Here is a 15,053-nt window from a genome sequence, read left to right as displayed (position 1 = left end):
CTGTCGGCGTGGCTCGAGGGGAAACGGACGGAAAGGAAGCGCTCAGCCCAGGTCCAGCGGCGCGGCCTGCAGCAGGTCGAGCTTCCTGGGGATGAGCTTCAGGTCGAAGAAGGTGTCGGCGATGGCCTGCTGCTCGGCCAGGATCTCGCGGGAGACCGGCAAGGTGCCGTAGCCCACACGGCTCACGAAGAGCTCCGTCACCGAACGGTCTAGCCCCAGCAGCGACGACAGCTCGGCGGCTGCGGCAGGCTGGTTCTTTTCCACCCAGGTATCGATGGCTGCCACCTCCTGCACGGCGATGCGCAGCACGTCGGCATTGCGGGCGGCGAAGTCGCGCGAGGTGAAGTAGAAGGCCCGGTTGTTGACCACGCCGGTGGCGTCGGCGAGCAGGCGGGCCTGCAGCGTCTTCTGGGCGGCGGCGAGGAACGGGTCCCAGATCGCCCAGGCATCGACCGCGCCGCGCTCGAAGGCCGCGCGCGCATCGGGCGGCGCCAGGAAGACGGGCTGCACGTCGCGGTACTGCAGGCCGTGCTTTTGCAGCAGCTTGACCAGGAAGTAATGCACGTTGGAACCCTTGTTGAAGGCGATGCGCTTGCCCTTCAAGTCGGCCACGCTCTGGATGGGCGAGCCCTTGGGCACGATCACCGCTTCCAGGCGCGGGCGCGGCACGGTGGAGGCCGCATAGATCAGCGGCGCGCCCGCGGCCTGCGCGAAGATAGGCGGGGCCTCGCCCACGTCGCCGAAGTCGATGGAGCCGACGTTCAGCGCCTCCAGCTGCACCGGGCCGGCGTTGAATTCCGTCCAGGCCACCTTCACGCCCAGCGGCGCGAGGCGCTTTTCGAGCGTGCCGCGCCCCTTGAGCAGCGACAGCCAGCCCTTCTGGTGGCCCACGCGCAGCACGCGCTCGGACTTCTGCGCCCACACGGGCACGGCACCGGACAGGGCGGCCGTGCCGGCGGCAGCGGCCAGCCATTGGCGGCGGGAGAATTTCGGTTGCAAGGTCATGGCGGGAGATTCCGGTGATCGAACAAGAAAGAAAGAAAGAAAGGAAGAAGAAACGCAGGAAAGGCCGGGCAAGGCTCCGCCCAGACCGCTCGCCGGCCACAAGGCCGCAGCGGTGCGATGAAGAAGCAAGGAGGCTGAAACCGGAAGACGGCACCCCGGGCACAGCCAGCCCGGGTGAGCGCCGTCCTTCAGGCGGTCAGTCGGCGCGGCGACATCGCCCCGGCCGGCCGAGCCATCCGGCGCGTCCGATGCCGAAGCGGTCTGTAGTGCGCAATGCAGTCATGGGCTGGGCTCGGTTGAGGTGGTTCAGGGGAGTGCTTTCAGACCTGGGCCCGGCTTACTTGCGGTTGGTGTAGATCTGGTCGAAGCTGCCGCCGTCGGCGAAGTGCGCCTTGTCGGCCTTGGCCCAGCCGCCGAAGGCCTGGTCGATGGTCACCAGCGTCAGCTTGGGGAATTGCTTGTCGTACTTCGCCTTGGCCTTGTCGCCCGTCGGGCGGTAGAAATTCTTGCCGGCGATGTCCTGGCCTTCATCGGAATACAGGTACTTCAGGTATTCCTCGGCCAGGGCGCGCGTGCCCTTCTTGTCCACGACCTTGTCCACCACCGTGACGGAGGGCTCGGCCAGGATGGAGAGCGAAGGCACGACGATCTCGAACTTCTCGGGGCCGAATTCCTTGAGCGCGAGGAAAGCCTCGTTCTCCCAGGCCAGCAGCACGTCGCCCACGCCGCGCTGCACGAAGGTGATGGTGGAGCCGCGCGCGCCGGTATCGAGCACCGGCACGTTCCGGTAGAGCTTGCCCACGAAGTCCTTGGCCTTGTCGTCGCCGCCATACTTGCGCTTGGCGTATTCCCAGGCCGCGAGGTAGTTCCAGCGCGCGCCGCCCGAGGTCTTGGGGTTGGGCGTGATGACCTGCACGCCGGGCTTGATGAGGTCGTCCCAGTCCTTCAGGCCCTTGGGATTGCCCTTCTTCACCAGGAAGACGATGGTGGAGTTGTAGGGCGCCGAGTTGTGCGGCAGGCGCTTTTGCCAGTCGGGCTTGACCAGGCCGTGCGCCACCAGCGCGTCGATGTCGCCGCCCAGCGCCAGCGTGGCCACGTCGGCGTCGATGCCGTCGATGATCGAGCGCGCCTGCTTGCCCGAGCCGCCGTGCGACTGCTTGAACTGCACGTCCTGGCCGGTCTTGGCCTTCCAGTACTTGCCGAAGGCCTGGTTGTATTCCACGTACAGCTCGCGCGTCGGGTCGTAGGAGACGTTGAGGAACTGCACGGGCTGGGCCAGCGACGGCAATGCCGTCATGGACAAGCCGGCGGCCAGGGCTGCGGCAAAGGGAAACTTGATAAAGTCGCGGCGCACGTTCATGAGAGGCTTTCTGGTCGTCTGTGGAAATCGGCGCACATCGCCGATGCCACGCATTCTTGAAGAGCCTCTTAAAAACTGGAACTACTGAAATTTCAGTTTTTTATATCTAAAACATCTATTCAGACCCGCACAGGACAATTCATCCATGGCACGTACCGTTCAATGCATCAAGCTCGGCAAGGAAGCCGAAGGCCTCGACTTCCCGCCCTACCCCGGCGATCTGGGCAAGCGCATCTACGAGAACGTGAGCAAGCAAGCCTGGGCCGACTGGCTCAAGCACCAGACCATGCTGGTGAATGAAAACCGCCTGAACCTGGCCGACGCCCGCGCCCGCCAATACCTCGCAAGACAGATGGAAAACCACTTCTTCGGCGGCGGCGCAGACGCCGCGGCGGGCTACGTCCCGCCCAGCGCGTAACGCAGTGCAGCGCTGCCAGAAGTGGTTTCACCCAAACCACTTCTTCGGCGGCGGCGCAGACGCCGCGGCGGGCTTGCGTCCCGCCCAGCGCATAACGCAGTGCAGCGCTGCCAGAAGTGGTTTCACCCAAACCACTTCTTTGGCGGCGGCGCAGACGCCGCGACGGGCCGGGCCCATCCCGGCACCTGACGCTCTCTCGCTCTCTCTTCCTGAACGCCCCCGCCCTGCCGGGGGCGTTTGCCTTGGGGCCGCGCCTACAATGCGCGCCCCGCATTGAAGCCCCTTCGCACCTGCCGCCACCGGCAGCGCGCAGCGGCTGCCACCCGAAACATTTCCAACGCCGTGCTCCCTTCCGTTTCCCTGCTCGACTCCTTCCAGGCGTCGCAGTTCTCCGTCATCCTGGCGATCTACCTCGTGGCCATCACGGCCGAAGCCATGTCGGGCGCGCTGGTGGCAGGCCAGCGCGACATGGACATCTTCGGCGTGGCGGTGATCGCCTTCGTCACCGCGCTGGGCGGCGGCACCATCCGCGACATGGTGCTGGGCCACTACCCCATCGGCTGGACGCAGCACCCCGAATACGTCTATCTGGTGATCTCCGCCGGCCTGCTGACCACGCTGGTGGCGCGCTACATGCACCATCTGAAGCGGGTCTTCCTGCTGCTCGACGCCATGGGCCTGATCGCGTTCTCGCTCATCGGCTGCAGCGTGGCGCTGGAACTGAACTACCCGCCCGTGGTGGTCGTCCTGTCTGGCATGCTGACCGGCATCAGCGGCGGCATCCTGCGCGACGTGCTCTGCAACCAGGTGCCGGTGGTGTTCCGGCGCGAGCTCTACGCCAGCGTCTCGCTCACCGTGTGCCTGCTGTTCCTGGGCCTGAGCGCGCTGGACGTGGACTACAACGTCAGCACCGCCGTGTGCTTCGCTACAGGCCTGGCGCTGCGCATGGCGGCCATCCGCTTCCAGTGGCGCCTGCCCGTGTTCTCGTACCAGCAGCGCTGGGAAGACTAACCCCAGCCCCACCGCCCCATGTCCGAACCCATCGAATGGATGCCTGACGGCACGCCCTACAGCCCGCGCTTCGGCGACCGCTACCACAGCGAAGACGGCGGCCTGACGCAGGCGCGCACCACGTTCTTCCAGGGCTGCGGCCTGCCCGAAGCCTGGGCCGGCCAGCCGCAGTGGCGCATCCTGGAGACGGGCTTCGGCTTCGGCCTCAACTTCCTCGTGACCTGGGCTGCCTGGCGGGCCGATCCGGCGCGTTGCCGGCTGCTGCACTTCGTCTCGTGCGAGGCCTGGCCCGTGAGCGCTCAGGATCTGCTGCGCGCCGCCGACAGCCACCCCGACCTGCTGCCCCTGGCGCGCCAGCTGCACGCCCAGTGGTGGGGGCTGCTGCCGGGCGTGCACCGGCTGGCGTTCGAGGACGGCCGCGTGCTGCTCACGCTCTACGTGGGCGACGCCCAGGCCATGCTGCGCCAGCAGATGCTGCAGGCCGACAGCATCTATCTGGACGGCTTCAGCCCCCAGCGCAACCCCGGCATGTGGGACGCGCAGATGCTCAAGGCCGTGGCCCGCTGCTGCCGGCGCGGCACCCGGCTGGCCACCTGGACCATCTCGCGCCCGGTGCGCGATGCGCTTGCGCAATGCGGCTTCATCGTGCGCAAGGTGCCGGGCGCGCCGCCCAAGCGCGACAACCTGCAGGCCACGTTCGACCCGGCCTGGGAGCCGCGCACGGCCCCGCCACAGGCCGCGATCGCCCCCCCCGTGTCGCAGCCCGCCGACTGCCTGGTCATCGGCAGCGGCCTTTCGGGGGCCGCCGTGGCCGCCAGCCTGGCCCGGCGCGGCTGGCAGGTGCAGGTGCTCGACCGGGGCGCGGAGCCGGCCGCCGGCGCCTCGGGCCTGCCGGCCGGCGTGTTCGCGCCGCACGTCTCGCCCGACGACAACGTGCTCTCGCGCCTGTCGCGCAGCGGCGTGCGGGCCTCGCTGCAGGCGCTGGCGGCGGCGCCCTTGATCGAAGGCGAAGACTGGAGCGCCTGCGGCGTGCTGGAACGCGAGCTGGACGGCAAGCTGCGCCTGCCCGCCGAATGGCATGCCGGCCCCGGCGCGCAATGGAGCCGCCCGGCCGATGCCGCCGCCCTCGAAGCCGCCGGCCTGCCGCCCGCCACCGTGGCCTGCTGGCATGCGCGCGCCGGCTGGCTGCGGCCCGGCCGGCTGGTGCGGGCCCTGCTGGACAACCCCGCGATCCAGTGGCAGGGCGAGAGCACCGTCGCCCGCCTGGAGCGCATCACCGCCGCCGACGGCAGCACCCGCTGGCAGGCCCTGGATGCGGACGGCGCGGTGCTGGCCGAAGCCGCCCATGTCGTCATCGCCGCCGGCTACGACAGCCGCCCCTGGCTGCCCGCGCGCTACCCGCTGAACGCGCTGCGCGGGCAGGTGAGCTGGGGCCTGCGCGCCGAGAGCCCGCAGCCAGGCCCTGCGGCCGTCTGGCCCCCTTTCCCCGTCAACGGCCACGGCAATCTGGTGCCGCAGGCCGGCCCGAACGCCGAGGCCCCCTGGATCATGGGCTCGACCTTCGAGCGCGGCGCAACGCAGCTGCCGCCCACGCCCGCCGAGCAGGCCGAGGCCCATGCGGTCAACGCCGCCAAACTGGAGCAGCTCCTGCCCGCGCTGGCAGCCGGACTCGCGCCCGCCATCGCAGGCCCCGGCGCCACGCCCCGCCACTGGGCCGCCGTGCGCTGCACCGCGCCCGACCGACTGCCCTTCGTGGGGCCGGTGGACCCTACGAACCAGCCCGGCCTCTGGGTCTGCGCCGCCATGGGCGCGCGCGGCCTCACGCTGTCGCAGCTCTGCGGCGAGCTGCTGGCCGCCCGCCTGTCCGGCGAGCCCCTGCCCGTGGACGTGCGCCTGGCCCGGGCGCTGGGGACCGAGCGGCTACCCGGCGCCTGAAAAGTGGGCGACCCGCTACAAGGCGAAACCTCAGCCGGCTGACCTCTAATGCCTGTCCCAGAACGGGTTGAGTAAAGCAAACGTTTCGTGGTCCCGCCAAGCACCTGCGATGTATAAATAGCATGGGCTGAAACCTTCACGCCGGAACCCAAGCCGTTCCAACACCCGGCGGCTGCGTTCGTTCTCAGGACGGACCGATGCCTGCACGCGATGCAGCGAGACGACTGGTCCGAACACCTCGTCAAGCAGGCATCGAATCGCTTCCTGCATCCAGCCGCCTCCGACCAGCGCGTGGTCCAGCCCGTAGCCCAGCATTGCGTTTTGGAAGACGCCACGCGCCACGCTCGACAAGGCGCAATGTCCGACTATGCGACCCGGCTGATCGACCGGCTGATCGACCGGCTGGATCCAGTAGTGCCAAGCCGTGCCGGCGCTGAAAGCCACCTCCTCTTCTGCCAGCCGGGCCCGCGTGGGTTCAAGCTCCCAATAGCCTGCGGGACGCACCGGGTCCCACGGAGCAAAGTGACCTGCATTGCGCCGCTGATAGTCGATCACAGCCTCGGCCAGCGCAGGCGCTGACGCATTCATCATGAGCCGCGAGGTATGCAAATGCCGGCGCGGCGACTCGGCCTCCCGCAAACAGGGCAGCACCGTCATGGACGAATCCTATGTGCCTTCCCCGCAGGAATCCACCACCCCAGCAGCCCCGCCGCCGCCAGCGACAGCAGCCCGGTGACGGCAATGCCGCCGGCCAGCGATGCAGTGGCGATCAGGGCCGACAGCAGCGCCGGCCCGCAGGCGCCGCCCAGGTCCGACAGGAAGCGCCAGACAGCCAGGAAGTACTGGCGCCCATGGCTGGGCGAGAAATCCGCGCCCAGGGTCATGATCAGCCCTGAGCCGATGCCGTTGCCGAAGCCGATGGCCGTCGCCGCGATCAGCAGGGTGGCGTAGCCGGTCGTGAACGGCATGAGCAGCAGCGCCACGCCGATGATGGCCATCGACGGCACGGCCACCCAGCGGCGGCCCTTGAGGTCCATCACCCGGCCGGCCGGGTAGAAGAGCAGCATCTCGATGCCGCCCGCGATGCCGTAGATCAGCGACGTGACCGCGGGCGCCAGCAGCAGATGGTCCGCCCAGAGCGGGATCACCGCCTGGCGCGAGGCGCGCACCGCGCTCACCAGTGCCACGCCCAGCCCCAGGGTCAGGAACACCCGGCGGTGGTCGGCCACGATGGTGCGCAGGCTGACGGGCGCCGGGGGGGCCGCGCCCTCGGGACGCGGCGGCGCTACCAGGTCCGGCAGCCGGGCGCCCACCGCCGCAGCGGCCAGCACCCCGGAGATGCCGACCACGAAGGCGGCCTTGAGCCCGAAGGCATGCACCGCCGCGGCGGAAAGGAAGGGCCCGATGAACATGCCGATGCGCATCACCCCGCCCAGCGTGGAGAGGGCCCGGGCGCGGTAGGCCGCCGGCACGGCCTCGGTCAGGTAGCTCTGCCGGGCCAGGCTGTAGATGGCCTGCGACATGCCCACCATGCAGCAGCCGACCGCCAGCGGCACCACGCCGGGCAGCAGCACGGCGAGCAGCATGCCCAGCGCGCTCCAGAGGCCCGCGGCGATGATGGCCCAGCGCTCGCCCCAGCGGATGGTGATGACCGAGGCGGGGATGTTGTTCAGCAGCGAGCCCAGCCCGATCAGCGTGACCACGAAGGCCGCCATCGACACCGAGGCCCCCAGCTCCCGGGCCAGCAGCGGCACGATCGGCAGGATGGCGCCTTCGCCCAGCCCGAAGAGCAGCGAGGGCCCGAAGGCCGGCAGCGCGATGCGCCGCCAGGAGAAGGTTTCTGCGCCGGCAGGGGCGGCGGCCGGGGGTGGGGAATGGGGCTGGGAGGTGTCGGTCATGGGGCGGGAAGCAGCAGCGGGCGCGGCAGAGCGCGCGCGCAACGATACGCCAAGCGCCGGCCCCTGTTGCGCCGGGCGGCCAGCATCCTCGCCGCAGCGGTGCCTGAGGCCGAATTCATATACACATAACGATATACATGAAGGAGCAAACAATAGTTTGAAACCATAAGACAATTGCCTAAAGTCACGCCCCATGCATGACTTGGCGTTCGTTTTCGCGGGATTCGCGGTCGGTTTGATCGTCGGCTTGACCGGCGTGGGAGGCGGCTCGCTGATGACGCCGCTGCTGATCTTCTTCTTCGGCGTGAAGCCGCACATGGCCGTGGGCACCGACCTGCTGTTCGCCGCCTTCACCAAGATGGGCGGCACGGTGAGCCTGGCCCGCCAGCGCCTGGTGCCCTGGCGCGTGGTGGGCCTGCTCTGCTCGGGCAGCATCCCGGCCGCGCTGCTGGCGCTCTGGGCGCTCGAACGCATGGGCCCGGCCAGCCACGTGGCCCAGCAGGTCATGACCACCACGCTGGGCGTGGCCCTGCTGCTCACGGCCGCCGCCACGCTCTACAAGGCCATCGCCTTCTCGCCCGCCCGGGCCGCGGCCGAACGCGCCGCGCGGGACGGCGTGAGCGAGGCCGACGCCACGCGCCCCCGCCACTGGAGCCTGCCCGTGCTGCTGGGCGCGGTCATCGGCACGCTGGTCACCTTCACCTCGGTGGGCGCAGGCGCCATCGGCGTCACCGTGCTGCTGATGGTCTTTCCGCTGCTGCCGCTGCCGCGCATCATCGCTGCCGACATTGCCTACGCCGTGCCGCTCACGCTGGTCGCCGGGCTGGGGCATGCCTCGCTCGGCTCCGTGGACTGGCCGCTTCTGCTCCAATTGCTGGCTGGCTCGCTGCCGGGCATCTGGCTCGGCTCGCGCCTCGTTTCCCGGGCGCCCGAGCGGCTCATCCGCTCCGCCCTCTCCGTGCTGCTCGCCTGGGCGGGCGCCAAACTGGTTCTGATCTGAGCGCGCCACACGAAAAGCGCAACCCCACCATGTACCAATACACAGAATTCGACAAACAGTTCATCCGCCTGCGCGCGGAGCAATACCGCGACCAGCTGGAGCGCTACCAGGCCGGCACGCTCACGGGCGATGACTTCAAGCCGCTGCGCCTGCAGAACGGCTGGTACGTACAGCGCTACGCGCCCATGCTGCGCGTGGCCGTGCCCTACGGCGAGATCTCCAGCACCCAGCTGCGCACGCTGGCCCGCGTGGCCCGCGAATACGACCAGCCCGACGCCGCCCTGCTGGCCGAGGCCCAGGCCGCGCAGGAAAAGCTGGGCGACATCGCCCTGGCCGACGGCCGCCGCATCGGCACCCGGCTGAAGTACGGCTACGGCCACTTCACCACCCGCACCAACGTGCAGTTCAACTGGATTCCGCTGGACAAGAGCGCCGACGTGATGGACCTGCTGGCCAGCGTGCAGATGCACGGCATCCAGACCAGCGGCAACTGCATCCGCAACATCAACAGCGACGCGCTGGCCGGCATCGCCGCCGACGAGATCGCCGACCCGCGCCCCTTCGCCGAGATCCTGCGCCAGTGGAGCACGCTGCACCCCGAATTCGCCTTCCTGCCGCGCAAGTTCAAGGTGTCGCTGAGCGGCGCCCGCGAAGACCGCGCCGCCCTGGGCTGGTACGACGTGGGCCTGCAGCTGCTCAAGAACGAGGCTGGCGAGCTGGGCTTCAAGGTGCGCGTGGGCGGCGGCATGGGCCGCACGCCCACCATCAGCCCGGTGCTGCGCGAGTTCCTGCCCTGGAACCACCTCATGAACTACCTGGAGGCGGTGATCCGCGTCTATAACCGCTACGGCCGGCGCGACAACGCCTGGAAGGCGCGCATCAAGATCCTGGTGAAGGCCGAGGGCCAGACCTTCATCGACCAGGTCGATGAGGAATTCCGCCAGATCGTCGAGGTCGAAGGCGGCCCGCACACCATCACCCAGGCCGAGTACGACCGCGTGGCATCCAACTTCCAGGACCCGGCGCTCGACCTCTCCCTCGCCGACGCCGAGGCCGAAACCCTGGCCCTGCTGCGCGCGGCCGGCGAAGAAGACCGCAACTTCGGCCGCTGGCTGCAAAGCAACGTGCTGCCGCACCGCCTGCCGCAGCTGCGCGCCGTCGTGCTGTCGTTCAAGCGCCTGGGCTATGCGCCCGGCGACGCCACCGGCGACCAGATGGATGCCGCCGCCGACCTGGCCGACCGCTTCTCGGCCGGCGAGCTGCGCGTGACGCACGAGCAGAACCTGGTGCTGCCCTGGGTGCGCCGCGACCAGCTGCCCGCCCTCTACAAGGCCGCCAAGGCGCTGGGCCTGGCCCAGCCCAACATCGGCCTCTTGACCGACATGATCGCCTGCCCGGGCGGCGACTTCTGCTCGCTGGCCAACGCGCGTTCGCTGCCCATCGCCGAAGCCATCACCGAGCGCTACCAGGACCTGGACGAGCTCTGGGACCTGGGCGAGATCGACCTGCACATCAGCGGCTGCATCAACAGCTGCGGCCACCACCACAGCGGCCACATCGGCATCCTGGGCGTCGATAAGGACGGCAAGGAGTGGTACCAGATCACGCTGGGCGGCGCCGACGGCTCCGACCTCTCGGGCCCCGCCCAGCCGGGCAAGGTCATCGGCCCGTCGTTCAGCGCCTCTGAGGTGCCCGGCGTGATCGAGGCGCTGCTGGCGACCTACCGCGAGCACCGCCAGACCGTGGCCGAAGACGCCGCCAGCGGCCCGCGCCACGAGCATTTCATCGACACCGTGCGCCGCATCGGCCTGGAGCCCTTCAAGGCCGCCGGCAATGCCGCCCGCCATCCGGCCGAAGCCGCGCCCACCGCAGCCTGAACCGCCCGAACTCTTTCCGAGAATCACTATGAAAATAATAGCTAGCAGCGCGCATTCCACGGGCGCAGAAGGCCAGAAAGTGCTTGAACTTGCCAACGATGCCGACCCGCTCGCGCAAGACCTGGCCGGCGTCACCCGCATCGACCTGCACTTCCCCAAGTTCACCGACGGCCGCGCCTTCAGCCAGGCCCGCCTGCTGCGCGGCCGCCTGAAGTTCACCGGCGAGCTGCGCGCCACCGGCGACGTGCTGGTGGACCAGGTGCTGCTGATGGCCCGCTGCGGCTTCGACGTGGCCGTGCTGCGCGAAGACCAGGACGTCGCCGCCGCCGAACGCCAGCTGCACCGCTTCCCGGCCTTCTACCAGGGCGATGCGCAGCACGCGCTGCCGCACTTCCGCCAGGCCGAGGCGGCCTGAGCCCCCTCTGCACCGCACCACACCCGACACGACCCAGCGAAAGAAGCCCCGCGCATGAACGCCCGCATCGATGAACCCCTGGCCGCCACGGCGGCCCTGAGCCAGCTCAGCAACCGCCACCTGGACGCGCTGGAAGAAGAGACCATCTTCATCCTGCGCGAGGTGGCCGCCGCCTTCGAACGCCCCGCCCTGCTGTTCTCGGGCGGCAAGGACTCGCTGGTCATGCTCAAGTGCGCCGAAAAGGCCTTCGGCGCGGGCCGCATCCCCTACCCGCTGCTGATGATCGACACCGGCCACAACTTCCCCGAAGTGACCGACTTCCGCGACTTCCGCGCCAAGGAACTGGGCGCCGAACTCATCGTGCGCAACGTGGAGGATTCGATGGCCCGCGGCACCGTGCGCCTGGCCCATCCGGGCGAATCGCGCAACGTCCACCAGTCGGTGACGCTGCTCGAAGCCATCGAGGAATTCCGCTTCGACGCCCTCATCGGCGGCGCCCGCCGCGACGAGGAAAAGGCCCGCGCCAAGGAACGCATCTTCAGCCACCGCGACAGCTTCGGCCAGTGGCAGCCCAAGGCCCAGCGGCCCGAGCTCTGGACCCTGTTCAACACCCGCCTCGCGCCCGGCGAACACTTCCGCGTGTTCCCGATCAGCAACTGGACCGAGCTGGACGTGTGGCAGTACATCGACCGCGAGCAGATCGCCCTGCCCTCGCTCTACTACACCCACAAGCGCCAGGTGGTCGAACGCAAGGGCCTGCTGGTGCCCGTGACCGAACTCACCCCGCCGCGCGACGGCGAAACGGTGGAAACGCGCGACGTGCGCTTCCGCACCGTCGGCGACATCACCTGCACCTGCCCCGTGGAGAGCCCCGCCGCCACCGCCGCCGACATCGTCATCGAGACGCTGGCCGCCGACGTGAGCGAACGCGGCGCCACCCGCATGGACGACAAGACCTCCGACGCCTCCATGGAAAAGCGCAAGAAGGACGGATATTTCTGATGACGACTATGAATTCGATAGCTGACAACGCAGGCGCAGCAAGCGCTGCAGGCCAGAACGACCACCAATCCGCGCTCAAGTTCATCACCTGCGGCTCGGTCGATGACGGCAAGAGCACGCTCATCGGCCGCCTGCTGGTGGACAGCCGCGCCGTGCTGCAGGACCACCTTGCCGGCGTGCAGCGCGGTGGCGAGACCGATCTGGCGCTGCTGACCGACGGCCTCTCCGCCGAGCGCGAGCAGGGCATCACCATCGACGTGGCCTACCGCTACTTCGCCACCGAGACGCGCAAGTTCATCATCGGCGACGCGCCGGGCCACGAGCAGTACACCCGCAACATGGTCACCGCCGCCAGCAGCGCCGATGCCGCCGTGGTGCTGGTCGATGCCACCAAGCTCGACTGGAAGAACCCGCAGCTGGCCCTGCTGCCGCAGACGCGCCGCCACTCGCTGCTGGTCAACCTGCTGCGCGTGCCCTCGCTGGTGTTCGCCGTGAACAAGCTGGACGCGGTCGAAGACCCCGCCCTCGCCTTCGCGCACATCCGCGCCGCGCTCGCCGCCTTCGCCGGCGCCGCCGGCATCGCCGTGCGCGCCACCGTGCCCGTGTCGGCCCTCAAGGGCTGGAACGTGGTCGATGCGCATGCCGGCTGGTGCGGCTACGAAGGCCCCAGCCTGCTGCAGATCCTCGAATCGCTGCCCGGCACGCCGGCCGACACGGCCCTGCCGCTGGCCTTCCCGGTGCAGTGGGTGGAGAAGTTCTCCTCGTCCGCCGACACCTCCCAGGGCCGGCGCGTTTTCTGGGGCCGCGTGGCCGCAGGCAGCGTGGCGCCCGGCACCGCCGTGCAGATCTTCCCGAGCGGCCAGCTGGCCACCGTCGCCCAGGTGCTGGACCATGCACGCCGCCCCGGCGACGTGGCGGCCGGCACCAGCGCCGGCATCATCCTGGACCGCGAGGTCGATGTCTCGCGCGGCGACTGGCTTCTGGCCGCGCCCGCAGCGCCGGCCGAGGCCGCTGCCGACGACGATTTCGGCGATGCACCCGCCGCCGCATCGCCCTGGCCCGGCCAGCGCGAACTGCGCACCACCGTCGCCTGGATGGACGACGAGCCGCTGGTCGCCGGCCGCGTCTATTGGGCGCTGCACGGCCACCGCTGGGTCAAGGCCAAGGTGCGCCGCGTGGTCCACCGGCTCGACATCAACACCCTGGCTGAAGAGGAAGCGACCCAGCTCGATCCCAACGCCATCGGCCACGTCGAGCTGCTGCTGCAGGAAGCCCTGCCCGCAGCGCCCTTCAGCCAGGCCCGCGTGCTGGGCTCGCTGATCCTGGTCGATACCGCCAGCCACAAGACGGCCGGCGCCGTGCTGGTGAATTGAGCCGCGTCAAGGCGCATTGACCCTGCCGTGAAAAGACGGGCTGCGGCCCGTCTTTCGATCCCGCCTAAAATCGCGGGTTACCCCCGAATACCCAGATACCGAACATGACTCACGTCGTCTCCGAAAACTGCATCAAGTGCAAGTACACCGATTGCGTGGACGTGTGCCCCGTGGACTGCTTCCGCGAAGGCCCGAACTTCCTCGTCATCGATCCCGACGAATGCATCGACTGCGCCGTCTGCATTCCCGAATGCCCGGCCAACGCCATCTTCGCCGAGGAAGACCTGCCGGCCGACCAGATCGCCTTCATCAAGCTCAACGCCGAACTCTCGCCGCAGTTCAAGAGCATCACCAAGCGCAAGGCCGCACTGCCCGACGCCGACGAGTGGAACGGCAAGCCCGGCAAGCTCGCCGAACTGATCCGCTGAAGCGATGGATAGATCCCCCCGGGCGGCTTCGCTGCTCCTCCCTTCTCTGGCGGCGCTGCGCCGGCCGGAAGGGGGGCGAAGCCAGCGCGGCGGGGCGGCCCTGGCGCGGCATCTGCCGGCCTGGGCCGTGATCGGCTCCGGCACGGCGATCCGCATGGCCGTGCCCGATGGCGTCGCCAACCCTTGATTTGAAGACGTGATGGACAACGCGCACGCCATCGAAGCCGATGCCGTCGTCATCGGCGCAGGGCCTGCGGGCCTCTTCCAGGTTTTCCAGCTCGGGCTGCAGGGCATTGCCGCCCACCTGATAGACGCCCTGCCCCACACGGGCGGCCAGTGCGCCGAGCTCTATCCCGACAAGCCCATCTACGACGTCCCAGGCGTGCCGGTCTGCACCGGGCGCGAGCTGGTCGCGCTGCTGGAGCGGCAGATCGCCCCCTTTCCGCTGCAGCGCCACCTGGGCCAGACCGTGGCCGAACTGGCATTGCAGCCCGATGGCCGCGTGCGGCTGCAGACCAGCGCCGGCACCCGGCTGCTGGCGCGCACCGTGTTCATCGCGGCCGGCGTGGGCGCCTTCGTGCCGCGCGCGGTCAAGGCCGAAGGCATCGATGCCTTCGCCGGCTCGCAGCTGCTCTACCACCCCGATACCGCCACGCTCCCCGCGCGCGCCGCCGGCCGCCATGTGGTGGTGCATGGCGGCGAAGACGGCGCCGTGCTGGCCGCCATCGCCTGCGCCCGAGCAGAGAGCGCCGAGGCTCCCGCGAGCGTCACCCTGCTGCACCGGCGCGACGTTTTCCAGGCGCCGCCCGAGGCGCTGGCAGAACTGGCCGCGCTGCGCGAGGCAGGCCGCATCCGCGTGGTGGCCGGGCAGATCACGGGCATCGAGGCCGCGGGCGGCCGCCTGCAGGCCCTGCAGCTGGCCCTGCCCGAAGGCGGCACGTCGCGCCTGCCGCTCGACCTGCTGCTGGCCTACCTGGGCATTTCGCCGCGCCTGGGGCCGGTGGCCGACTGGGGCCTGGCCATCGAGCGCAAGCAGCTCGTGGTGGACCCTGCCAGCTTCCGCACCAGCATCGCCGCCATCCACGCGGTGGGCGACATCAACACCTACCCCGGCAAGCGCAAGCTGCTGCTCTGTGCCTTCCACGAAGCCACCCTGGCCGCCTTCGCCGCCGCCGAAACCCTGAGCGGCGGCCCGGTGGCGCTGCAATACACCACCACCAGCACCCGCCTGCACGAACGGCTGGGCGTGGCAGCGCCTGCGGCCTGAAATCACCTGCCGCACCGGGCACCGGCGGCCGGCTGCCGGCCTGCTCACTCCCGCGTTCACCCTT

At 69.5% G+C, this 15,053-nt stretch carries 15 protein-coding genes; 11 read left to right on the top strand and 4 right to left on the bottom strand.

Going from position 1 to position 15,053, the window contains the following annotated elements:
* Positions 1–42: 42 nt before the first annotated feature.
* Positions 43–1,005 carry a sulfonate ABC transporter substrate-binding protein gene (locus BM070_RS14350; RefSeq protein WP_092940104.1) on the bottom strand — a complete coding sequence of 321 codons (963 nt, stop codon included), beginning with the start codon at positions 1,003–1,005 and terminating at the stop codon, positions 43–45.
* A gap of 337 nt (positions 1,006–1,342) precedes the next feature.
* Positions 1,343–2,365 (bottom strand): sulfate ABC transporter substrate-binding protein, encoded by a 1,023-nt coding sequence (locus tag BM070_RS14345; protein ID WP_092940103.1) that lies wholly within the window; start codon positions 2,363–2,365, stop codon positions 1,343–1,345.
* A 145-nt stretch (positions 2,366–2,510) separates the two neighbouring features.
* Here BM070_RS14345 and BM070_RS14340 point away from each other — a divergent pair, with 145 nt between their 5' ends.
* The 3 genes from BM070_RS14340 (at position 2,511) to mnmC (ending at position 5,729) form a co-directional block, all read left to right on the top strand.
* On the top strand, positions 2,511–2,783 hold the full coding sequence (locus BM070_RS14340; protein WP_092940102.1) for an oxidative damage protection protein: 273 nt from the start codon (positions 2,511–2,513) through the stop codon (positions 2,781–2,783).
* 342 nt (positions 2,784–3,125) lie between these two features.
* On the top strand, positions 3,126–3,794 hold the full coding sequence (locus BM070_RS14335; RefSeq protein WP_092940101.1) for a trimeric intracellular cation channel family protein: 669 nt from the start codon (positions 3,126–3,128) through the stop codon (positions 3,792–3,794).
* Between the two features lie 18 nt (positions 3,795–3,812).
* Positions 3,813–5,729, top strand: coding sequence for a bifunctional tRNA (5-methylaminomethyl-2-thiouridine)(34)-methyltransferase MnmC2/FAD-dependent 5-carboxymethylaminomethyl-2-thiouridine(34) oxidoreductase MnmC1 (mnmC, locus tag BM070_RS14330; protein WP_092940100.1), 1,917 nt, complete (start codon positions 3,813–3,815; stop codon positions 5,727–5,729).
* 45 nt (positions 5,730–5,774) lie between these two features.
* On the opposite strand, the gene BM070_RS14325 is transcribed toward mnmC, so the two are convergent.
* Entirely contained in the window at positions 5,775–6,386 is a 612-nt protein-coding gene (locus BM070_RS14325) for a GNAT family N-acetyltransferase (RefSeq protein WP_092940099.1), read from the bottom strand.
* Positions 6,383–7,627: an MFS transporter gene (locus BM070_RS14320; protein ID WP_092940098.1), complete on the bottom strand. Its 1,245-nt coding sequence runs from the start codon at positions 7,625–7,627 to the stop codon at positions 6,383–6,385. Before BM070_RS14320 ends, BM070_RS14325 begins: the two co-directional genes overlap by 4 nt.
* Before the next feature lie 193 nt (positions 7,628–7,820).
* Between BM070_RS14320 and BM070_RS14315 the strand changes: the two genes are divergently transcribed.
* The 8 genes from BM070_RS14315 (at position 7,821) to BM070_RS14285 (ending at position 14,989) form a co-directional block, all read left to right on the top strand.
* Positions 7,821–8,627, top strand: coding sequence for a sulfite exporter TauE/SafE family protein (locus BM070_RS14315; protein WP_092940097.1), 807 nt, complete (start codon positions 7,821–7,823; stop codon positions 8,625–8,627).
* Positions 8,628–8,656: 29 nt separating this feature from the next.
* On the top strand, positions 8,657–10,504 hold the full coding sequence (locus BM070_RS14310) for a nitrite/sulfite reductase (RefSeq protein WP_092940096.1): 1,848 nt from the start codon (positions 8,657–8,659) through the stop codon (positions 10,502–10,504).
* 28 nt (positions 10,505–10,532) lie between these two features.
* Positions 10,533–10,919, top strand: a complete 387-nt coding sequence (locus tag BM070_RS14305) for a DUF934 domain-containing protein (RefSeq protein WP_092940095.1) — start codon at positions 10,533–10,535, stop codon at positions 10,917–10,919.
* 54 nt (positions 10,920–10,973) lie between these two features.
* The gene (cysD, locus tag BM070_RS14300) at positions 10,974–11,921 is read left to right on the top strand and encodes a sulfate adenylyltransferase subunit CysD (protein ID WP_092940094.1); all 948 of its coding nucleotides are present in this window, start codon (positions 10,974–10,976) and stop codon (positions 11,919–11,921) included.
* The gene (locus BM070_RS14295) at positions 11,921–13,294 is read left to right on the top strand and encodes a sulfate adenylyltransferase subunit 1 (protein WP_092940093.1); all 1,374 of its coding nucleotides are present in this window, start codon (positions 11,921–11,923) and stop codon (positions 13,292–13,294) included. The genes cysD and BM070_RS14295 overlap by 1 nt, the downstream gene beginning before the upstream one ends.
* A gap of 104 nt (positions 13,295–13,398) precedes the next feature.
* Positions 13,399–13,722, top strand: a complete 324-nt coding sequence (gene fdxA, locus BM070_RS14290; protein WP_092940092.1) for a ferredoxin FdxA — start codon at positions 13,399–13,401, stop codon at positions 13,720–13,722.
* Between the two features lie 4 nt (positions 13,723–13,726).
* On the top strand, positions 13,727–13,909 hold the full coding sequence (locus BM070_RS24280; protein WP_139222838.1) for a hypothetical protein: 183 nt from the start codon (positions 13,727–13,729) through the stop codon (positions 13,907–13,909).
* A 12-nt stretch (positions 13,910–13,921) separates the two neighbouring features.
* Positions 13,922–14,989, top strand: coding sequence for an NAD(P)/FAD-dependent oxidoreductase (locus BM070_RS14285; RefSeq protein ID WP_092940091.1), 1,068 nt, complete (start codon positions 13,922–13,924; stop codon positions 14,987–14,989).
* Positions 14,990–15,053 lie beyond the last annotated feature (64 nt).

The sequence above is a fragment of the Paracidovorax wautersii genome (assembly GCF_900113035.1).
GTDB classification, from domain to species: Bacteria; Pseudomonadota; Gammaproteobacteria; order Burkholderiales; family Burkholderiaceae_C; genus Paracidovorax; species Paracidovorax wautersii.
Note: the sequence above shows the minus strand (reverse complement) of the source record. Positions and strands in the feature narration are given on the sequence as shown.